The sequence below is a fragment of the Brenneria sp. L4-2C genome (genome assembly GCF_040240335.1).
GTDB lineage: Bacteria > Pseudomonadota > Gammaproteobacteria > Enterobacterales > Enterobacteriaceae > Brenneria.
On the sequence record NZ_JBEIAC010000004.1, the window covers coordinates 70,943 to 93,384 of the forward strand.

Genomic DNA, 22,442 nt, shown 5'->3' on the forward strand with positions numbered 1-22,442 from the left:
ATGGTATCCGCTACGACCCAGTTATCTTCCGACATGACCCCACCATTCCCGCCAGCAACCCGCCACCTCCGGCACTAACCCGTCATCCCCGCGGCAGTAGGCGGGGATCGCTTACTGAAGCCGTAGACAGCCATTGGCTGATTCCCGCCTGCGCGGGAATGACACGTGTGCAAGGTGTACTTTGGCTAGTTTGGAATATGATTCGCAGTGATGATGTTTTCCCTATTCCCCCTGCGGTAAATACATCCCTGTCACCCCCACCCACACCACCGTCATCCCCGCATCAGTAGGCGGGGATCACTTGCTGAAACCGCAGACAGCCATTGACTGATTCCCGTCTGCGTGGGAATGACGTTTAGAGTGGGAACCCAGGTGGCGTGCAGTCGCCTTCACACTTCGAAATCGGCTTGCGGATCGGCATCTTTGGTGATCCGTACCTTCACGATACGGTGGCTTTCCACCGTTAAAATGGTGAAGGTGTAACCATCGATAGATAAGGTATCGCCAGCCTGCGGGATCCGTTGCGAGTGCTCCATCAGCAGCCCTGCCAGCGTATAGTATTCCCGTTTTTCATCCAGTTTGATGGGAACGTACATGGTCAGATCTTCCAGAGGAAGATAGCCGTTAGCCGTCCAACTGCCGTCGGTATTCTGCTGAATATCATGACGGGCATCCACGTCTTCGCCCGCCAATGGCAGATTCCCGGCAATGGTTTCCATCACGTCGCTTAATGTGACGACGCCTTCCACCGAACCAAACTCATCAACCACGAACGCGAAGTGAGTACGTGCTTCCCTGAATTGCTCAAGCGCCAGCAACAGAGAAAGTTGTTCGGGGAATATCAACGGCTGGCGAACCAGCGTTCGCAGGTCGAAGGGGACATGGTCCAACTGCTGCTGCAATAGCTCCGTGACATTGACGACGCCCAGTATCTCATCTGATTTTTCGCTGTCGACGATCACCAAACGCGAATGCTGGTTGCTTTTCAATATCTGCGCCAGTGCCTCTTGTGAGGTATTGAGCTCGATAGGGTCGATATCATGACGGGAGGTCATAATACTGCTGATGGTACGCTGCGACATGCCCAGGACCCGCTCTATCATACGACGTTCCTGCACATTGAAAACGGCCTGTCCGGTTTGGGCGTTGTCCGCAATCATAGAGGATGTCTGGTTATCCAGCTCCGCTTCTTCATGCTCTCCCTTCAGGATTCGCAGCACCACCTCGGCGGTGCGCTGGCGCAGAGGTACGGACGAAGACAGAAAGCGCCGGCGGTTAAACATCGATACCTGATTGAACATCTCTATCAGAACCGAGAAACCAATCGCGGCATAGAGATAACCTTTGGGAATATGATAGCCAAACGCATCCGCCACCAGGCTGAAACCAATCATCAGCAAAAAGCTCAGGCACAAAATAACAATGGTTGGATGCGCGCTGACAAAGCGGGTCAAGGGTTTGCTGGCTAACAGCATCAGGAAGATGGCGATCGTTACTGCGGACATCATCACTAAGAGATGTTCCGTCATGCCGACGGCGGTGATAACGGAATCCAGTGAGAAAATGGCGTCCAGAACGACAATCTGCGCCACCACCGGCCAGAAACGAGCGCCTTTGCGCTGCGCATGTTGTTCCTGATCCTTGCCTTCCAGCCGTTCGTTGAGCTCCATTGTTGCTTTAAATAGCAGGAACACGCCGCCAATCAACATAATCACATCGCGTGCGCTGAACGAATGCCCAAGCAGCGTGAAAAGGGGGGTTGTCAGGGAGACGAGCCAGGAAATCGACGACAATAAAATCAGACGCATCACCAGTGCGAGCAATAGACCCACCACTCGCGCTTTATCTCTTTGTTCTTTAGGTAGTTTTTCAGCCAGAATGGCGATGAAAACGAGATTGTCTATGCCCAGCACCAGTTCCAGCACGACCAGCGTTGCCAGACCGGCCCATATTGTTGGATCAACGATCCACTCCATACTTATTATTTCACCTTTATTGAATACCACGCTTGATAGCGTATCAGGGCAAACGCGGATGAACCAGAATTTGTAAGGGTATTTTATGGTGATGAATCAAAGCAATGGTATATACCCGTCATCTTTCAAGTTGCTGGTGCGTTGGCTGCCTTCACTCACCCCAGTCACTTACTTGAGTAAGCTCCTGGGGATTCGTTCAGTTGCCGCCTTCCTGCAGCTCGAAATCTATTGGGTATAGAGACTGAGGATTTGACGACGTAAAATTTACTATTCCAGATTGTTGTTGTTTAGTTGACTCAGTCGACTGTACCTATGCAAGCAATGTAAAAGGCGTGTTAAACAGGCGGCCATTCACTAAATGTACTAACCAGGGACAATATCCATACAGTATTTTCATCCTCGCTGATTTCATACACCATACGATAATGATGATGAGGGAATAGCTCACGAGTACCGGGGATCTTGCCGGGAACGCCCATTACTGGCTGCTCTTCAAGTCTGATGGCACTTTCACTAAAGTGATTATCCATCTTAACCGCAGCAACCGGATTATCAGCTGTAATATAGTCCCATATATCAGCACGATCTTGCTCGGCCTCAGGGGTCCAGATCACTATCACGATTTGTTATTGCCTGCCGTCACCTCGTTGCGGCGTGCAGCAAACGCTGCTTCGACCTCGGCGTTTGTGCGGCCACGGCCAGCCGTCATTGACTTACGGGCAATGTCAACTTTGCGGCGGAGGTAGGCATCATAGTCACGACTCTGCCTGCGCTGCTCAATATAGCCCCGCATTAATTCTCGAATAACCTGAGCAGCAGGCCGATCGTCGGCTGCCGCTTCCGCCATGAACGCATCGCGCAGCTCAGGCTCCAACTTCATGGTGAAAACTGCTTTTGTCGTCATAACACCCCCCCTATAAAGATATACCGAGTATATACCAAAGCATTATCTTGTGACGTATTATTTAGGGGGAGGACAACATCATAGGCCAATTCAATGTTCGGCTTTTGTTGCTGCCCTGGTAAGTGGAACGGCGTTATTCCGGCGAAAATATGTCACCGTTGCCTAAAAAAAAGGCAAGTAATCCCTTTTTGGTGGGTTAACGCCATGTTATGGCGCATTGCGTTTGAAGTGCCGCCTGCCGGTGCATAGAATATGCCACCATTATTATGGTGGTTTTTCGGCGTGGAGAACGCTATCAATGATGAAGGCTCATAAAAACATGCCGGTTTTATCTCTGAAGTCGGTTTTTTATGCTAACAGAGGTGAAATTGTTATGGGTGCATGTAGTCTTTTTCTGAAAAGAACCGCTTAGAACATCTTCTCCTTGTACTCTGCAATTAGTAGTCAATACTATTAGGACGCAAAATTTAGTTTTGCAACAGGGATCGTCTTTTTCAACAAAAGGGCGGCTGACTAAACAACGTTTTTGTTACGCGAGCGTTGCTCCCTGCATAAAAATAATATCTCGCACATAAAGTGCGTGTTTCAAGATTCCAAAATCTGAATCCGTAGAATGGTTTCCGTTTTTTTACAGTGCATTGGTAGCTACAAGCCAAGGGCGGTAGCGTGTCTGATGCGACATAATTTATAACGGTTGATGATGATGCAAATATGCAAGAATTTACCATAGTGTTCATTAGTGCATTCATTGCCCTTTTTTTCGCAAGGAAGGCGGCGATGGCTATTGGGTTAGTGGATAAACCCAATATCAGGAAACAACATCACGGCGATATCCCTTTAGTTGGTGGGGTTTCTATCTATCTGGCGTTATGGATTTTGTATGCGCTCCATCCTGAATGGCTCCCTTATTTCCCTCTCTATATGCTTTGCGCCAGTGCGTTGCTGGTAGTCGGCGTATTAGACGACCGCTTTGACCTTCCCGTATTACCTCGTATCGCTTTGCAGGCGCTGGTCGCCGCGTTAATGATGTATGCCGGTCTGTATTTGACCACGCTGGGCAATGTGCTGTTTGGCTATGAAGTCTTGTTAGGCGCTTGGGGCTACATCATTACGCTGTTCGCCGTATGGGGCGCCATCAACGCGTTCAATATGGTTGATGGCCTTGACGGCTTACTGGGCGCGCTTTCCTGTGTTACCTTCGGCGCGCTTGCCGTCTTGTTCTATCTTGACGAACAGCGCGAGTTGGCCCAGTGGAGCCTATGTCTGCTGGCCGCAACCCTACCTTATATTTTATTGAACCTCGGCATCCCCTGGGGTAATAAATTGAAGGTATTTATGGGGGATGCCGGCAGTACGTTGATTGGTTTTACGGTAATCTGGCTGCTGATATTGGCGACGCAAGGGGAATCGGCCGTGATGCATCCGGTAACCGCATTATGGTTGATCGCCATCCCGCTGATGGATATGGCGACCGTGATGATTTGCCGCATTCGCAAAGGCCATAGTCCTTTTAAATCTGACCGCGAGCACATTCATCACATATTGGTGCGCTCGGGGCTAACGCCGCGCCTGGCATTGACTATGATTGTCGGTGTGGCGATTTTATTTGCGGCGATCGGCATCATTAGCGAGCGCAATGGCGTATCTGAGTCTATTATGTTGAGCGTATTTCTGGCGACCTTTGCCGGTTACTTCTGGTCAACCCCCCGGATATGGCGGGTATTGGCATGGAGTCGACGTATCCGACATAGCCGGCAGACTGCATTGATGAACCGTATGGCGCAGCGGCGTTAACAAGTAAATTACCTGCTTTTTATACGTTAGACCCCAGGTTCGTTCGAATAAATCTTCTCTATAATTATTGATGGTTTTGTAGGGATTTGCGCAAATTTCAATCAAGAGCGATGGCATACACAGGATGATAAAGCACAAATTAAAATTGTTACCATTGGTGGTTTCAACCGTTCTGCTTAGTGGTTGCACCATTGTTCCCGGCAGTCATCTTTCCAGCAGCGGCAAAGAAGTTATCGAACAGCAAGATGCTGATTTTGATATTAATAAGCTGGTTAACATTTACCCGATGACGCCTTATCTGGTGGAAAAAATGCGTTCCAGGCCGTTGGTGGCGCAGAATAATCCGGCGCTGGAGAGCGAGCTGCAAGGCTACGAATATCGCATCGGTGTTGGCGATGTCATTATGGTTACCGTTTGGGACCATCCGGAACTCACCACGCCGGCAGGGACGTATCGTACCGCGGCGGATACAGGCAACTGGGTACATTCCGACGGCACCATTTTCTACCCCTATATCGGCAAGGTTAAAGTGGCCGGTAAAACGGTAACCGAGGTGCGCGACCAGATTATGAGCCGTCTGGCGACCTATATTGAATCGCCGCAGGTTGACGTCAGTATCGCCGCCTTCCGTTCGCAGAAAGCCTATGTGACGGGCGAAGTCGCGACCTCTGGACAGCAGGCAATCACCAACGTGCCGTTGACCATCCTGGATGCGATCAATAAAGCGGGCGGCCTGACCGAAAATGCCGACTGGCGCAACGTGGTGTTGACCCATAATGGTAAAGAACAGCGTATTTCCCTACAGGCGCTAATGCAAAACGGCGACCTGTCGCAGAACCGCCTGCTCTACCCTGGCGATATCCTTTATATTCCCCGCAACGATGACCTGAAAGTATTCGTGATGGGCGAAGTGAAGAAACAAAGCACCCTGAAGATGGACCGCAGCGGCATGACGCTGACTGAAGCGCTGGGTAATGCCGAAGGTATCGATCAGGCCTATTCCGATGCCACCGGTATTTTTGTTATTCGATCATTAAGAGGAACGCAAGGGCCGAAACTGGCTAATATCTACCAGCTTAATGCTCAGGATGCGACAGCGATGGTGATGGGCACTGAGTTCCAGCTTCAGCCTTACGATATTGTCTATGTGACTACCGCGCCGATTGTGCGCTGGAACCGGGTTATCAGCCAACTGGTGCCGACCATTTCCGGCTTTAATGATTTGACCGAAGGCACATTGCGTATCCGCAACTGGCCGTAGAGATAACGATGTTTGATTCTATTTTAGTGGTGTGTGTGGGTAATATTTGCCGCTCCCCAACCGGGGAGCGGTTGCTGAAACGGGCGCTGCCGGGGAAAAAAATTGCCTCGGCCGGGCTGGCCGCACTGGTGGGCAAACCTGCTGATGCCACCGCTGCCGAAGTGGCCGCGGCTCACGGACTTTCTCTGGAAGGCCACTGTGCGCAACAGCTTACCTCGGCGCTCTGTCGCCAGTACGATCTGATTCTGGTGATGGAGAAAGGGCATATTGATGCGGTGGCGCGTAAAGTGCCGGAGGTGCGTGGCAAAACCATGTTGTTCGGCCACTGGCTCAATCAGCAGGAAATTGCCGATCCCTACCGTAAAAGCCGCGAAGCGTTTGAATTCGTTTATTCGCAACTTGAGCAGTCTGCCCAGAAATGGGTGCAAGCATTAAGCCGTTAAAACAAGTCAGGGAAACCCATGGCAGAAAAAATTTCAGTAAAAGCATCTGAAACCGCGTCAGATGAAATTGATTTAGGGCATTTGTTAGGCACGTTGCTGGATAACAGATGGTTGATTATTGGTGTTACTGCCGTGTTCGCCATTATCGGTATCTTATATGCCACATTAGCGACGCCGGTTTATAAGGCTGATGCGTTAATTCAGGTTGAACAGAACACCGGTAATAAGTTATTAAGCGATATCTCCAGCATGCTGCCGGACTCCAAACCGCAATCGGCGGCGGAAATTGAGCTGATAAAATCCCGTATGGTGATAGGTAAAACGATCCGCGATCTCTCTCTGGATACGGTAGTTGAGCAAAAATATTTTCCGGTGTTTGGCAAAGGACTAGCCAGAGTTCTGAATAAAGAACCGGGAGAAATAGCCGTTTCTCGCCTGGAAGTGCCGGATTCCTGGCAGGATGAAAAAATTGAGCTAACGGTATTAAGCCGAACCAGTTATCAGGTTGCAGCAGGTGATATCGTCAATTTTACCGGTACGGTAGGGAAGTTGGAGAGTAACAATGGTCTTACGCTATTAGTGAGTGATATTGCCGCCCCCGAAGGAACCGCTTTTCGATTAAAAAAATTGAATGAGTTAACAGCGATTAATGACTTACTTGACAATTTTTCTGTTGTAGATACTGGTAAAGATACCGGGGTTTTACTATTAAGCTTGGAAGGAGAAAGTCCAGGAGATATCAGTAAAATTTTAAATAGTATAAGTCAAAACTACTTGCAGCAGAATGTTGAGAGGAAATCGGAAGAAGCGGGTAAGAGCTTGGATTTTCTGAAAGAACAATTACCCAATGTTCGTAATTCGCTGAATGAAGCGGAAAATAAGCTGAATCAATATCGCCAACAAAATGAATCGGTCGACCTTTCTCTGGAAGCTAAAGCTGTGCTGGATACCATGGTTTCAGTAGAGGCACAGTTAAATGAACTGACCTTTAAAGAAGCGGAAATTTCTAAGCTGTATACTAAGGAGCACCCGGCTTATCGTGCTTTAATGGAAAAACGTAAAACGCTGGAACAAGAGCGGGATAAGCTAAATAAACGTGTCGGGGGCATGCCTAAAACTCAGCAGGAAATATTGCGCCTAACTCGCGATGTACAGGCTGGACAAGAGGTATATATGCAGTTGCTGAATAAGCAGCAGGAATTGAGTATCAATAAAGCCAGTGTAGTCGGAAATGTGCGTATTATTGACTCCGCTGCTACTCAGTTAAAGCCGGTTAAGCCGAAGAAAATATTGATCGTATTATTAAGTTTGATTTTTGGCAGCGTACTTTCTACGGTTTTTGTTATTCTTAAAACAATGCTGCATAAAGGCATTGAAAGCCCTGAACAACTGGAAGAGTTGGGGATTAACGTGTATGCCAGCGTGCCGCTTTCGGAATGGCAGCAGAAAAAAGATCGGGAACTGTTTACTCGTCATAAGGGAAAAAAAGCTAATACTCGAGCGAATGAACTACTGGCGACCGGTAACCCAACGGATTTAGCCATTGAGGCTATCAGAAGCCTGCGTACCAGTCTGCATTTCGCCATGATGGAAGCGAAAAATAATGTGCTGATGATTTCCGGCGCTAGCCCGGAAATTGGTAAAACCTTTGTCAGCGCCAACCTGGGGGCGGTGATTGCCCAATCAGGGAAAAAAGTGCTGATTGTTGACTGTGATATGCGCAAAGGTTATGCCCATGAACTGATGGGTACCGATGCTGCTAACGGATTATCTGATATTTTATCAGGACAAACGGTAGCGGAAAAAGCGATAAGAAAAACCGCAGTGGATAATATGGACTTTATTCCCAGAGGGCAGATTCCCCCCAATCCTTCAGAACTGCTAATGCATAGCCATTTTTCTGACTTTATCAATTGGGCCTCTCAGCATTATGATATCGTATTGCTGGATACACCGCCCATTCTGGCGGTAACGGATGCGGCTATTATCAGTCGCCATGCCGGAACGTCTCTGTTGGTTGCTCGTTTTGAGATGAATACCTTAAAAGAGATTGAAGTGAGTATTCGACGCTTTGAGCAAAATGGTACGGAGATCAAGGGGGTTATTCTTAATGCGATTGTCAAAAGAGCAGCCAGTTATTATGGCTACGGCAATTATGATTATTATACCTATGAGTATAAAAAATAGCTTATCCGACGTTTAGCCTTTTCCCTTTTAACGTAAAGTTCGCCTTTATAAAAAGCGAGCTTTACGTTTGGTAATAAATTAAAACATATCATCACCGTGATTATATATCGCTATCACGTATTCTCAGTCACTCTGTGGTCAGAAATCTTATGTAACATTGGGTTAATATATATCATGGTTTAAAATTATAACTGGTCCCTTATTCTTGGAATTATATTTTTTCTATCATATTTCGTTATCTCCAAGGTTATATTTCGTCATCCCCGCGAAGGCGGGGATCTCAAGCAGCAAACGGTGGACTAAAAACGTATTTAACCTTCACGAAAAATTAAATATACCTTTCCGGTAATGATTATTCAATGATGTAAAATCTATTTGAATGAATTTAATATGGTTTCCTATTTATTGTTGCTTTCAACGGTGAAATATAATGAAAGTTCGAATTGTTATTCCCACTTATAATGGCGGAGAATTATGGCGGAAGATTTGTGCTGCGATAAAAAAACAATCTGAAGATTTTGACTCTGTTCTTGTGGTTGATTCATCCAGTAGTGATGATACTTGTCAAATAGCAGAAGATGCTGGTTTTCAGATTATTAAAATAAATAAAACAGAGTTTAATCATGGAGGAACTAGAAATCTGGGCGTTGAAAGTTCCACTGATGCGGATATAGTAATATTTCTTACTCAGGATGCTATACCGGAACCTGGTTGTATCAAGTCTATCTTATCGGCGTTTAACGACCCTAAAGTAGCAGTCGGCTACGGCCGCCAACTACCTCATGATGATGCTAATCCCCTGGCAACACATGCGCGTAATTTTAATTATGGCGTAGAAAATCATGTGTTAGGTTTAGACGATAAGAAAAAGTATGGTATTAAAACGGTTTTTTCCTCTAACTCTTTTTCCGCCTATCGAACTGATGTATTTAGATCGTTAGATGGTTTTCCATCAAATACCATTCTGGGGGAGGATATGTATTTTGCGGCGAAGGCTGTTTTAGCAGGATATAAAATCGCCTATGTTGCTGACTCTGATGTAAAACACTCACATAATTATTCCGCCTGGGAAGAGTTTAAACGATATTTTGATATCGGTGTTTTTCATCACGATGAGCCTTGGATAAGAGAGAGTTTTGGCGGGGCTGGTGGTGAAGGGAAGAAATTCATTTTTTCAGAGTTAAATTTTCTCTTAAAACATGCGCCATTTTGGATTCCGTTAGCTTGTATTAATAATTTTTTTAAAATAACAGGTTATAAACTCGGACAGAATTATAATAAATTACCAATATCTTTGGTGGAAAAATTCAGTATGCATAAAGGTTATTGGTATAAGGATTAATATAATTGAGGTGCAGCCATGCATACATTTAAGAATTCCATAAACTATAATATAGTAAAGTTTTTGTTAGCGTTATCAGATTTTGTATTATTTAATTTATCATTATTCTTGACTCTGTGGCTCGTGAATACACTGAATTATGATATTTCTGATTTTATTCCTGACTCTGAATTACCAGCGCGATTTATCTCTCATTTCACACTTTCTGTACTTTGCGTTGGTTGGTTTTGGGTACGATTGCGGCACTATACTTATCGAAAACCATTCTGGTTTGAGTTAAAAGAAGTAATAAGAACCTTAGTCATTTTTTCTGTTTTTGATCTTGCGTTGGTCGCTTTTTCTAAGTGGCATTTTTCGCGTTATATCTGGGTCATTACATGGATGCTTGCGGTTATTTTAGTCCCACTGGGACGAGCCTTAATGAAACGGCTTTTGAATAGACTCGGATTATGGCAAAAACAAACGATCATTATTGGTACAGGTAAAAATGCCCGTGATGCCTATGCCGCATTGCAAAGTGAAGAAGTGTTGGGATTTGCCATCAGTGCTTTTTTCTCCAGCGGCAAGCAATGCGAGAAAACGTTGTTGGGATTACCGGTAATTTGTGATGAGCAACAGCTGTGGCAACAGTGCGATCCCGAGTCTACCCAATTTATTGTGGCATTAGAATTTGATGAGCATGTTTTGCGTGATGAATGGTTGAAGACGCTGGCAAAACATCACTGTCGTTCAGTTTCTGTGATCCCGACATTGCGAGGTGTGCCTTTGTATGGCACGGATATGTCATTTATTTTCAGCCATGAAGTCATGATTTTGCGTGTCAGTAATAATCTGGCGAAGAGAACGTCCCGTATCTTAAAAAGAACTTTCGATATTATAGGTGCGGCAAGCATTATTATTTTACTTTCCCCGTTCTTGATTATTCTGGCTTATCTGGTTTCTAAAGATGGCGGTAATGCCATTTACGGACATGAGCGTGTTGGTCGAGATGGTAACAAATTTAAATGTCTGAAATTCCGCTCCATGGTCATGAACTCTCAAGAAGTGCTTCAGAAATTATTGGAAAGCGACCCTGAGGCAAGGGCCGAATGGAATAAAGACTTTAAATTAAAAAATGATCCGCGTATTACCCGTGTCGGACATTTTATTCGTAAAACCAGCCTTGATGAATTACCGCAACTTTTTAATGTACTTAAAGGTGAGATGAGCTTGGTGGGACCTCGTCCGGTGATTGAAAAGGAATTGGAGCGCTATGCTGGTGACGTTGATTATTATTTAATGGCAAAGCCTGGCATGACTGGATTATGGCAGGTCAGTGGCAGAAGTGATGTCGATTATGACACCCGCGTTTATTTTGATGCCTGGTATGTGAAAAACTGGTCTTTGTGGAATGATATTGCGATTCTTTTTAAAACTATCAATGTGGTTTTGAAAAGAGATGGCGCGTATTAAAGATAATAATTGAGCTTTGAGGGATATATGAAAATTATCGTTACTGGCGGCGCCGGCTTTATTGGGTCTGCGGTTGCCCGATATATTATTCATGATACGGCGGATGAGATTCTGATCGTAGACAGCCTGACCTATGCTGGCAATCTTGAATCATTAAAGCCGATTGCTAATAATGCGCGTTTCAAATTTGAACAGGTGAATATTTGTGATCGTAAAGAGTTGGAGCGCGTTTTTAATGCTTTTCAGCCCGACGCTGTGATGCATTTGGCGGCGGAAAGCCACGTTGACCGTTCCATCGACGGCCCGGCAGCGTTTATCGAAACCAATATCGTTGGTACCTATACGCTATTGGAGGCTACACGTCAGTATTGGAATACGTTGGATGATGATGCTAAAAAAGCATTTCGTTTCCATCATATTTCAACCGATGAAGTGTATGGCGATCTTCATGGTACGGATGACCTATTTACAGAAACTACGCCTTATTCCCCCAGCAGCCCTTATTCTGCGTCTAAGGCTTCCAGCGATCATCTGGTTCGCGCCTGGCTACGTACTTATGGTCTGCCAACGATTGTGACCAATTGCTCCAACAACTACGGCCCTTATCACTTCCCGGAAAAGTTGATCCCGCTGATTATCCTTAATGCGCTGGAAGGCAAACCACTGCCGGTATATGGCGATGGCGCTCAGATCCGTGACTGGCTGTATGTGGAAGATCACGCCCGGGCCTTATATAAAGTGGTAACCGAGGGAGAAGTCGGGGAAACCTACAATATTGGCGGACACAATGAACGCAAAAATATTGAAGTGGTGCAAACCATTTGCCGACTGTTGGATGAATTGGTGCCAGATAAGCTTGATGGCATTAATAAGTATGAAGATCTAATTACGTATGTTACCGATCGCCCTGGTCACGATATGCGCTATGCCATAGATGCATCCAAAATAAACCGAGAATTAGGCTGGAAACCCCAGGAAACGTTTGAAAGCGGTATTCGCAAAACGGTGGAGTGGTATTTGGCGAACGAACAATGGTGGAGCCGTGTCAAAGATGGTTCGTATGCTGGCGAGCGTTTGGGTATAACGGGTTAATTCAGGAGATATAAAATATGAAAGGTATTGTACTGGCCGGTGGTTCAGGAACGCGTTTACATCCGATTACCCGCGGTGTATCTAAACAGTTGTTGCCTATTTACGATAAACCGATGGTCTATTATCCGATATCTGTATTGATGTTGGCAGGCATTAAAGAGATCCTGATCATCTCGACGCCAGAGGATATGCCTTCGTTTAAACGTCTTTTGGGAGACGGCAGCCGCTTCGGCGTCAACTTCAGTTACGCTATTCAACCTAGCCCAGACGGCCTGGCGCAAGCATTTCTCATTGGTGAAGAGTTTATTAACGGGGATCGTTGTGCTCTGGTGCTGGGTGATAATATTTATTTTGGTCAGAGCTTTGGTCAAAAGCTGGAAGCGGCATCGGCGCGAACGGAAGGTGCGACGGTCTTTGGCTATCAGGTGGTAGATGCCGAGCGTTTTGGGGTGGTTGAATTTGATGAAAATAACCGAGCAATCTCTCTGGAAGAAAAACCGCTGAAGCCTAAATCCAACTGGGCGGTAACCGGCCTCTATTTTTACGATGACCAGATTGTCGATATGGCCAAACTAGTAAAACCTTCTGCGCGTGGTGAGCTTGAGATTACAACGCTAAATGAGATGTATCTGGAAAAAGGCTTGCTCAATGTTGAACAATTAGGGCGTGGTTTTGCCTGGCTGGATACCGGTACGCATGACAGCCTGATGGAAGCATCGCAGTTTGTTCATACCATTGAAAAACGTCAGGGATTTAAGGTTGCCTGCCTGGAAGAAATCGCTTTTCGTAAAGGATGGTTGAGTAAAGAGCAGGTTGCTGTAGAGGCGAAAGCCTTGAGTAAAACGAATTATGGGCAGTATTTAGCCCGCTTGATTGGGGAGAAATAAGATGCAGGTTAAGGATACCCGTATTGAGGGTGTAAAGATCATTCAGCCAAAAGTGTTTGGTGATGCGAGAGGTTTTTTCCTGGAAACGTTTGAAAAACGACGTTATCAGGAAATGTTGAATATTGATCTGGATTTTGTACAAGACAATCACTCCCGTTCCTCAAAAGGAGTACTGCGTGGGCTGCATTTTCAGAGATCGAATCCGCAAGGAAAATTGGTGCGAGTCGTCAGAGGAGAAGTATTTGATGTAGCTGTCGACATCCGCCCCGGTTCTCCAACTTATGGCGCCTGGGAAGGCGTGATCCTTTCAGAAGAAAACAAAACGCAATTCTGGATCCCGCCCGGCCTGGCGCATGGTTTTGTGGTTTTGTCTGATGTAGCTGATTTTGAATATAAATGCACTGATTACTACAATCCGGCAAATGAAGGCTGCCTGTTGTGGAACGATCCTGATGTCGGTATTGAGTGGCCTGTCATCGAGCCTCTGCTTTCTGAAAAAGATAAGTTAGGTAAACGGTTTAAGGAACTGGCAGTATGAAAATTTTATTGACGGGTGCAAACGGCCAGCTTGGCCGTTGTTTTCAGGATCGATTGCCTGAGGGGTGGCAGATTTGGGCGACGGACAGCGCCGATCTGGATATTACCGATTATGAGAAAGTATTGTCCGCGGTAAAAGAATTCCAACCTGATGCCATCGTCAATGCAGCAGCTTACACTGCGGTGGATAAAGCGGAAAGTGAGCCGGAACTGGCAGCGTTGATCAATGAAACTGGTCCAAAAAATCTGGCGCTGGCGGCTAAAGAGATTGGTGCTCGTCTGGTCCATGTATCGACAGATTATGTTTTTGATGGTGACGCAACGGTTCCTTATATTGAGACAGATAAAACTAATCCGTTGGGCGTGTACGGTAAAACCAAACTGGATGGTGAGATAGCTGTTTCTCATGTTCTTCCTGATGCCATTATTATCCGTACTGCTTGGGTCTTCAGCGAATATGGCAATAACTTCGTGAAAACCATGCTGAGATTGGCGAAAGATCGTGATGAATTAGGGATTGTGGCAGATCAGCGTGGTTGTCCGACTTATGCGGGGGATATTGCTCAGGCGATTATTGGTTTGTTGAAGCTGAATGCCCCTGGTGGAGTTTATCATTTTTGTGGTGATAAAGAGGTTGCATGGAACGAGTTTGCTGAGATTATTTTTGATAAAGCTATGACGTTAGAACGTTTAGAAGAAAAACCTATAATAAAACCTATTGCAACAATACAGTATCCAACACCTGCCATTCGACCTAAATACTCAGGATTAAATTGTAAAAAAATATCGAATTTTAATATAGGTTTAAGTGATTGGGTTTCTGCATTAAATGTGATTATTAAATTAATTTAGCTTTAATATTAAAGGGTGTTTTTTTGGATAAAACTATTCTTAAGAATATAATTTCATTAGTTGGGATTCAGGGGGCTAATTTTATTATTCCCTTGATAACACTTCCATATCTTGTCAGAGTGTTGGAGCCTGTTGGATACGGGAATTTAAGTTTTTCCCTTGCTTTGATTCAATATTTTTGTATATTGGTTGATTATGGGTTTAATTTGTCAGCCACTCAAAAAATTGCCATTAATAAAGGAGATAATGACTGTATAAGTGAAGTGTTTTGGACTACTATAGCATGCAAATTTTTGTTATGTATTTGTGGTTTTTTATTTTTGTGTTCAGTTATTTTTGTCTATGATAAAGCTAGTCAAATAAAATTAATTCTTTTTTCAGCATATATAACAGTATTAGGTAATGTTATTTTTCCAACATGGTTGTTTCAAGGGAAAGAAAAAATGGGATGGAGCGCAATATCTAATATAGTTGCTCGTTTGTTATCTATACCATTTATCTTTTTATTTATTACCACTCAGCATGATGCATGGTTAGCTGCATTGATTAATGGGATTTCAGCTTTAGGAGCAGGTTTTGTTAGTTTAGTGATAGTATATAAAGAAAAGTGGATAAAAAGAAAAAGCATTGACTTTAATAAAATAAAAAATGAATTTATTGAAGGTTGGCATGTTTTTCTCTCTACTGCAGCAATCAGTTTATATACTACAAGTACTACTGTTATTCTTGGTCTTATTTCAGGGCCAATAGCTGTAGGATATTATGTTTCTGCTGATAAACTTAGGTTAGCTGCACAAGGACTAATATCACCAATTTCTCAAGCTTTTTATCCAAGAATAAATACGTTAATGAGGAGGGATAGAGATCAGGCATTCTGTATGATTAGACGATTACTTCTAATTCTATGTTGTATTACTTTTTTTGTTAGTCTTACGTTATTTTTGTTCGCTGATTTTTTAATAAAACTTGCATATGGGAGTGCATACTCTGAGTCTGTCAGTGTGCTTAGATGGCTTGCGTGGTTGCCATTTATTATTGGATTCAATAATGTTTTTGGTGTTCAAACATTGCTAGTACTTGGTAAAAAGAAAGTGTTCAGCAAAATACTTATTTTGTCGGGAATTTTTAATGTGTTCGCTTTATTGTTATTGGCTTATCCATTTGAGCAAAAAGGCGCAGCGGTGTCTGTATTTTTCACTGAGTTATTAGTAACATTATTGATGTATTTAGTTATTAAGAAAAATAATATTCCATTATTTAAGTGAGGATGTATATGCAGTATGATTATATTATTGTTGGTTCTGGACTTTTTGGCTCTGTCTGTGCATATGAGTTAAAAAAGAAGGGGAATAAAGTCCTTGTTTTAGAAAAAAAAAACCATATTGGTGGAAATGTATATACTGAAAATAACAATGGTATACAAGTTCATAAATATGGCGCACATATCTTCCATACAAATGATAAAGCTATTTGGGAGTATGTTAATTCTTTTGTGGAGTTTAATCGATTCACTAACTCCCCCTTAGCCTTTTTTGATGGGAAGCTATTTAATCTTCCATTTAATATGAATACATTTTATCAACTATGGGGATGTAAAACGCCTAAAGAAGCTAAAGATATAATAGATAGTCAACGGGATGAGATGAAAGATAAGGAGCCGCAAAACCTAGAAGAACAAGCAATTTCACTTGTAGGGAGAGATATATATGAAAAGTTTATAAAAGGATATACAGAAAAACAGTGGGGGCGAAAGGCTACAGAATTACCTACATTTATTATTAACCGATTACCGGTAAGAATGGTATATGATAATAACTATTTTTTAGATCGTTACCAAGGTATTCCAATTGGTGGGTATACTGCATTGATTGATAAAATGTTAGAGGGTATAGATGTAAAGTTAAATGTTGATTTTCTTAAAACAAAAGATGAGTTTACAAAACTAACTAAGAGCGTAATTTATACTGGTGCTATAGATGAGTATTTTGATTATTGTTACGGTTGTTTAGAATACCGTTCTCTCTATTTTGATACACAAACGTTAGACATCGAGAATTATCAAGGGAATGCTGTTATAAATTATACGAGTAGCGATGTTCCATTTACTAGGATCATAGAGCATAAACATTTTGATATGACGGAATCATCACATACAGTGATAACAAAAGAGTATCCTAAAGAGTGGAAGTTAGGTGATGATGCCTATTACCCAATAAATGATAATAAGAACATGAGGTTATATAAAAAATATCGTTCTCTTTCTAATTTGGAAAAGGGTGTTTTTTTTGGTGGCCGACTGGCTGAGTATAAATACTATGATATGCACCAAGTCATCCGGTCTGCATTAAATCTAATTAAAGCGTTATAAGAATATTAATTAAACCTTGTCGAGTTTATTAAATAGAGGGTATATGAACATTTGTGCAGTAATAGTAACATACAATAGAGCTGAACTTTTGGAGATGGTTTTAAAAAGATTTGAAGAGATTGTATCACCTCCTGACTCTATTATTATAGTTGATAATAATTCAACAGACCGAACGTCTCAAGTTATAAATGATTGGTTTATAAAAACTAAATATAAAAGTAAATTTTTACTGAGTTTGAATGAAAATATTGGTGGTAGCGGAGGGTTTCACGAAGGGTTTAAATATGCTTTAACTTTAAAGCCAGATTGGATATGGGTTTCTGATGATGATGCTTTCCCTGAAGTAGACTGTTTCCATGTGATAAGATCTAAATTGGCTGAGATAAACCAATCAGATTATTCTGCAATATGTGGTGCTGTTATTGATAAAGGTAAAATAGATGTTAGTCATAGACGAGCATTAGTGAAAAAATATTTTTTCCTCCAAAATCAGAAGGAAATTGACATTCATGAATATGAAAAAGATGAGTTTTCTATAGATTTGTTTTCATATGTTGGTGTCGTCATAAATGCTAAAAAGCTAGACAAAGCCGGTGTTACCGAACGAGAATATTTCATATGGTATGACGATACAGAGCATTCTTGGCGTTTGAGGAAAATAGGTAAGATACTGTGTGTTCCAAATGCAAAAATAAATCATGATACGCTATCAAGTAATACAGATATTTCATGGAAAACTTTTTATGGCGTTAGAAATAAAATGCTTATGTATAAAAAACATGCATATTTGACCTACTTATATGAAATGCTGCTGTTAAAATTAAAGATTTTATTACAGATTAGAAGCATGAGAAATAGTACTACACGAGATCTTTATCGACGTGCTATTTTTTCTGCGAAAGCGAATAGGAAAGGGGTAGATGAAAAATATAAACCAGGATTTAAGTTTTAATTTGAATTATTAAAAATTTGATGTTCATGCTAATTATCCATGCTCTATAGAAATATTTATTACTGATGAGAAAAATCAAACTTAAAGGTCTGTATGATGTAACTCTTGATGGTAGTTCGTACTCGCATAAAATCGGCGCTTCTGGTATTTGAAAGCTGGAACTCGGTCATGGTTATGTAGTGCCTGCCGGGAAATAATGCGCACGAAGGTGTTTGATTATATCGAGTGTGATTACAATCGCTGGTGTCGCCACTGTGCCTGTGGCGGTTTTAGCTCATAATAATTTGTAAATTAGAATCTCACTTAGAACTGTGTCCGCTTTACGTGGCTAAGTTCAGGTAAAACGGCGCATCTCTTGAGCGCTGGTCGGGAAGAACCAGAAACTAGCAACCAATAGGCGAAGTAATGCTGAATTCAGAGAGGAAAAAATAGGCAGCAATCTTGACACTTTTCGTCTCCATAAAACCACTATTAACTGCCATATCAATGATTACATTAGTTCAAACCAAAAACGGCTACTCTAATGACGTACGTTGTTTGTACTGAACAAATAGAACGTTTAATCGCTCAATTGCCTTAATATTTGTCTCATCGTACCTGTGAAATTGTAGCTTATGCATTCTCAATGCTGGACTTCTGCTTTAGTATTCTAGGTATGAATTGGCATAGTTTTATCTATGAAAACTCAGTAGAATTTCTACATGATCTTCAATGAAGAAAGATAGGATTATAGTTCGTTGGATATGAATATTAAGAGAGTTTAAATGAAAATGGTATTGATAAATCGATTTAATTTAGAATATATTTTATCCTACATGAGGGATGACATGCGGATATTAATTGATGAGTAAAGAACAAAAAATCAGTAAAATCACGAGCGCTCATTTATGATGAATATAGATTTCACTATCTGTTGTTGTATTTCCAGACGCTGAATGCAACAAAGTTCATGTGAAAATAAAGTATTAGTCAAGTTATGAAATAATCAGTATTTTTAAAATGCTAGATAATTTTTGGTTCCGATATTCAATCCTTTTTAAATCAGATTGATTGAAATACTTGGTTCAACTAACGTAAAGAGTTTACTATTTTTTAGATAACGAAGCCTACATCATAAAGTTTATTAGGTATATGAAATTTAATTCTTATATTTACGTTGTTTTTAATACGTAAAGTATCATTTCTGGGCGTAGGAGGCTGAATGATTTCCCATGAATTCCTCATTCTCCTATTATAAACCACAAAGTGTTAATTATAAAAGATGAAATAAAATGATAGATGTTTGTGCTGTTATAGTCACATATGGAGAAAGAATCCATCTTCTTAAACAGGTTATTGAGAGATTATTGGATGAAGATGTGTCCAGTATAGTAATAGTTAGTAATGGGCAGACGACTACTCAATGTAATCATTTACGCACTGAATGTTCTGATAAAAGAATAAACATTATATTTAATGACTGTAATGAGGGATCTGCTGGTGGTTATTTTTATGGAATAAAGTTTTTTTTAGAACAAAAAAAAGAAGAATTCCTTATTTTACTCGATGATGATAATGTTATCGACCAAGGGGGGGTGAAAAATATTATCAGTTATTATCTATATAATGATAATAGTGATAAAATATTTTGTGCCCATAGGAAGGATAGAGTTAATCAAGTTAAATCGCTATCCAAAGGGATGAATATTATATATTCAAATAATTGTTTTTTAGGATATGATATTTTCTATTTTTTTAAAGAAAAAAGATCAGAAAGTGATAAGTATATTTATGCCGATATATTGCCATATGGTGGTATGGTATTGAAACGGAATGTAGTTAAACATATTGGATTACCTGATAAAAGTTTTTATTTATATTCTGATGATTTTGAATATTCATTAAGAGCAAAAGCTAAAGGATATAAATTGATTTTAATAAAAAACATTGCTGTTACTGATATTGATGTTTCTTGGCATGTGCGTAAAAGTGGTTCTGTAATTCTTGATCCTAATTCAAATAAGGAAAGAGTTTATTATACTATTAGAAATGGAGTCGTTACTGATCTGCGATATAATAAAAATGGATTTTTTTATTATGTGAATTTTATGTATTTTATTTTTATTCAAATAATAAAAGACTTAAGGGGTTTTAAGTTTAACTTTCTTATGTTGTCAAATTGGAAGGTGTTTTTTAAGGCATATTCGGATGCAATAAAAAATAAACTTGGAAAGGTAGATATACAATGATGATTAGTGTTGTGATACCGTGTTTTAATCGCGCTAATTCAATTAGAGAGTCTGTTCTATCAGTGTTATCTCAAAAAAATAGTGAGTATGATTTGGAGGTGATCGTTGTAGACGATGGTTCGACAGATAATAGTTTGGAAGTTATTTCTGACTTAAATGTAAAAATTGTTTCAACCGATGGTCGTAAAGGTGCGTGTTTCGCTAGGAATTTAGGGATTAAGTATGCTCAAGGTGAGTGGATTGCATTCAATGATAGTGATGATTATTGGCGTATTGATAAAATAAAAAAAATATTAAATACAATTAAAAATATGAATTGCACCATAGATTACATTGTTCATCCATTTCTAAGAGGTTATAAAAATAATTTTTGTACAGGAGGGGGGATTTCTAAAAGGGATATCTTTCTTGAAAGAAATAATACCTTGAAGCGGTTGTTAAGAAAAAATTTTGTAAGTACGCAATGCCTTATAGTAAAAAGACAAGCATTAGTTAGCATCAATGGTTTTGATAATAATTTGCCACGATTTCAAGATTGGGAACTTGCAATTAGGCTTTCTGAAAATTACAATGGATATTATATATCTGATTGTTTAGCAATTTGCATGGAAACTAAGGGATCTATCTCGACGGGTTTTAATAAAGGAATATGGGCTAGAAAGTATATTTTAGAAAAACATTATATGTTATATAAGAAAAATAAATTTTTGTTGCTTTGTTTTAAAATGAATATTTTATTGAGAGAGTTTTTTTCAAAATTAAATTTCAGAGGGATTTATGAGAAATGATAATATAACTATAGCTGTTGATAAAAATAAGCTATATATAAATCCTATATGGATTTTATTATCTGTTTGGGCTTTTGTTTCTTTTCTTTATATAATATCTTTATCTCCACGTCTTTATTTTCCCTTTGATATTGTTATTGTCACTGTAATGGCAATTATTATCCCTGCTGTAGTGGCATATTTCTTTGTCTTCATGTTTAGAACTGTTCTGAGAAAGAAAAAAGCCATGATGGAGATTGTTTTCTCTAACATGGAATTAAGAAGAATAAAATATGTATTTTATTTTTTGGTCTTTTTATCGCTATTAGAGTTTTTGATAGGAGGATACATTCCTCTTCTGTCAAAATTAAGAGGGGGGAATTTAAGTCATTTCGCATTTGGAATCCCATCTTTACATGGATTATTAATGGCTGGTTTTTTAAGTCTATCAACTATTTCTTTAGTTTTATATCAAAAAACAAAAAATAAATTTTATCTTTGCATCATATTATACACATTTTTCTGGGGAGTGCTAATTGTAAGCCGAAAGGTTTTTATGGTTGGTGTTACTCAATGGATTTTTGTTTATTTGACATTAAATAATATAAGTTTCTCAAAATTTATAAAGGTTTTTCTTATCGGGCTGACAGTTGTAGTTGTTTTTGGCGTTGTCGGTGATATACGTAGTGGTGTAGGGCATATTAATGAATTAGGTGGTTTTAAATCTGATAGTATCATTGAAATGGTCCCTGGTTTAAATTGGGTCTATTTATATATGACAACACCATTGCATAACTTCATATATGCAATACAGAATGCAACTCCGGAGTATAATATTTTCTTTGTCCGAACATTTAGCCCGCTTGTTCCTTCGGTAATAATGGATATACTAAGAGGTGGGGGGGGGAGCCGATATGATTTTATTGCAACAGCGTCTAATGTCGGTTTGTGGTTTGAGAGTGAAGCATTTAATGTTTCAACTGCAATGTTAAGACCATATATTGATAATGGTTGGATCGGTATTCAATCATTAATGATTGCTTTGGGGTTAGTCTCTGGTTCTATATATTTTTCAGGAAGGAGTTCTTTGGCTTTTTTTTCTCTAATAACAATATCTACCTCATGTGTTTTGTCTATATATTCTGATAACTTTACAAATCTAAATTTTATTGGGCAATTTATATTTTATTTTTTCATTTTTTTGAGGTTTAAATTCAATGGTAAAACTCTGTTTCCTTAATTGGAATGATATGTTTTCTTTATAATTTTTATTGTCTTAGATAGGTGATTTGTTTTGTTATGCTTTAGTTGTGTGTCATTGGTTATCCAAGTTCAGTTGTCAATTTTACTTAAGTAATCTTAGGGGCCATGCTTTTGTACAACTTGAGTTATCTTTCATA

General features: G+C 40.6%; 19 protein-coding genes. 16 read left to right on the top strand and 3 right to left on the bottom strand.

What is annotated here, in order from left to right:
• Positions 1-389: 389 nt before the first annotated feature.
• From ABRZ26_RS08210 to ABRZ26_RS08220, 3 genes are all read right to left on the bottom strand, one after another.
• Positions 390-1,976 (bottom strand): TerC family protein, encoded by a 1,587-nt coding sequence (locus ABRZ26_RS08210; protein ID WP_319603770.1) that lies wholly within the window; start codon positions 1,974-1,976, stop codon positions 390-392.
• Positions 1,977-2,311: 335 nt separating this feature from the next.
• Positions 2,312-2,596, bottom strand: a complete 285-nt coding sequence (locus ABRZ26_RS08215; protein WP_319603771.1) for a type II toxin-antitoxin system RelE/ParE family toxin — start codon at positions 2,594-2,596, stop codon at positions 2,312-2,314.
• On the bottom strand, positions 2,593-2,880 hold the full coding sequence (locus ABRZ26_RS08220; RefSeq protein ID WP_319603772.1) for an antitoxin of toxin-antitoxin stability system: 288 nt from the start codon (positions 2,878-2,880) through the stop codon (positions 2,593-2,595). Before ABRZ26_RS08220 ends, ABRZ26_RS08215 begins: the two co-directional genes overlap by 4 nt.
• Positions 2,881-3,591: 711 nt before the next feature.
• Between ABRZ26_RS08220 and wecA the strand changes: the two genes are divergently transcribed.
• The 16 genes from wecA (at position 3,592) to ABRZ26_RS08300 (ending at position 22,282) form a co-directional block, all read left to right on the top strand.
• A complete protein-coding gene (gene wecA / locus ABRZ26_RS08225; RefSeq protein ID WP_319603773.1) occupies positions 3,592-4,674 on the top strand; it encodes a UDP-N-acetylglucosamine--undecaprenyl-phosphate N-acetylglucosaminephosphotransferase in 1,083 nt (360 codons plus the stop codon).
• Between the two features lie 124 nt (positions 4,675-4,798).
• On the top strand, positions 4,799-5,935 hold the full coding sequence (locus ABRZ26_RS08230) for a polysaccharide export protein (protein WP_319603774.1): 1,137 nt from the start codon (positions 4,799-4,801) through the stop codon (positions 5,933-5,935).
• 8 nt (positions 5,936-5,943) lie between these two features.
• Positions 5,944-6,378: an arsenate reductase/protein-tyrosine-phosphatase family protein gene (locus ABRZ26_RS08235; protein ID WP_319603775.1), complete on the top strand. Its 435-nt coding sequence runs from the start codon at positions 5,944-5,946 to the stop codon at positions 6,376-6,378.
• An 18-nt stretch (positions 6,379-6,396) separates the two neighbouring features.
• Positions 6,397-8,565: a tyrosine-protein kinase Wzc gene (wzc, locus tag ABRZ26_RS08240; RefSeq protein WP_319603776.1), complete on the top strand. Its 2,169-nt coding sequence runs from the start codon at positions 6,397-6,399 to the stop codon at positions 8,563-8,565.
• Between the two features lie 430 nt (positions 8,566-8,995).
• Positions 8,996-9,907, top strand: coding sequence for a glycosyltransferase family 2 protein (locus tag ABRZ26_RS08245; RefSeq protein WP_319603777.1), 912 nt, complete (start codon positions 8,996-8,998; stop codon positions 9,905-9,907).
• A gap of 18 nt (positions 9,908-9,925) precedes the next feature.
• Positions 9,926-11,359 carry an undecaprenyl-phosphate galactose phosphotransferase WbaP gene (wbaP, locus tag ABRZ26_RS08250; protein WP_319603778.1) on the top strand — a complete coding sequence of 478 codons (1,434 nt, stop codon included), beginning with the start codon at positions 9,926-9,928 and terminating at the stop codon, positions 11,357-11,359.
• A gap of 27 nt (positions 11,360-11,386) precedes the next feature.
• Entirely contained in the window at positions 11,387-12,451 is a 1,065-nt protein-coding gene (rffG, locus tag ABRZ26_RS08255) for a dTDP-glucose 4,6-dehydratase (protein ID WP_319603779.1), read from the top strand.
• Positions 12,452-12,468: 17 nt separating this feature from the next.
• Positions 12,469-13,338: a glucose-1-phosphate thymidylyltransferase RfbA gene (rfbA, locus tag ABRZ26_RS08260; RefSeq protein WP_319603780.1), complete on the top strand. Its 870-nt coding sequence runs from the start codon at positions 12,469-12,471 to the stop codon at positions 13,336-13,338.
• A 1-nt stretch (position 13,339) separates the two neighbouring features.
• A complete protein-coding gene (rfbC, locus tag ABRZ26_RS08265) occupies positions 13,340-13,876 on the top strand; it encodes a dTDP-4-dehydrorhamnose 3,5-epimerase (RefSeq protein WP_319603781.1) in 537 nt (178 codons plus the stop codon).
• The gene (rfbD, locus tag ABRZ26_RS08270) at positions 13,873-14,727 is read left to right on the top strand and encodes a dTDP-4-dehydrorhamnose reductase (protein ID WP_319603782.1); all 855 of its coding nucleotides are present in this window, start codon (positions 13,873-13,875) and stop codon (positions 14,725-14,727) included. Before rfbC ends, rfbD begins: the two co-directional genes overlap by 4 nt.
• A gap of 23 nt (positions 14,728-14,750) precedes the next feature.
• Positions 14,751-15,992 carry a flippase gene (locus ABRZ26_RS08275; protein WP_319603783.1) on the top strand — a complete coding sequence of 414 codons (1,242 nt, stop codon included), beginning with the start codon at positions 14,751-14,753 and terminating at the stop codon, positions 15,990-15,992.
• A gap of 8 nt (positions 15,993-16,000) precedes the next feature.
• A complete protein-coding gene (gene glf / locus ABRZ26_RS08280; RefSeq protein WP_319603784.1) occupies positions 16,001-17,095 on the top strand; it encodes a UDP-galactopyranose mutase in 1,095 nt (364 codons plus the stop codon).
• A 43-nt stretch (positions 17,096-17,138) separates the two neighbouring features.
• The gene (locus tag ABRZ26_RS08285) at positions 17,139-18,047 is read left to right on the top strand and encodes a glycosyltransferase (RefSeq protein ID WP_319603785.1); all 909 of its coding nucleotides are present in this window, start codon (positions 17,139-17,141) and stop codon (positions 18,045-18,047) included.
• Positions 18,048-19,318: 1,271 nt separating this feature from the next.
• A complete protein-coding gene (locus ABRZ26_RS08290; RefSeq protein ID WP_319603786.1) occupies positions 19,319-20,275 on the top strand; it encodes a glycosyltransferase in 957 nt (318 codons plus the stop codon).
• Positions 20,272-21,063: a glycosyltransferase family 2 protein gene (locus ABRZ26_RS08295; protein WP_319603787.1), complete on the top strand. Its 792-nt coding sequence runs from the start codon at positions 20,272-20,274 to the stop codon at positions 21,061-21,063. The genes ABRZ26_RS08290 and ABRZ26_RS08295 overlap by 4 nt, the downstream gene beginning before the upstream one ends.
• A complete protein-coding gene (locus ABRZ26_RS08300; RefSeq protein WP_319603788.1) occupies positions 21,053-22,282 on the top strand; it encodes an O-antigen polymerase in 1,230 nt (409 codons plus the stop codon). The genes ABRZ26_RS08295 and ABRZ26_RS08300 overlap by 11 nt, the downstream gene beginning before the upstream one ends.
• Positions 22,283-22,442: the final 160 nt, after the last annotated feature.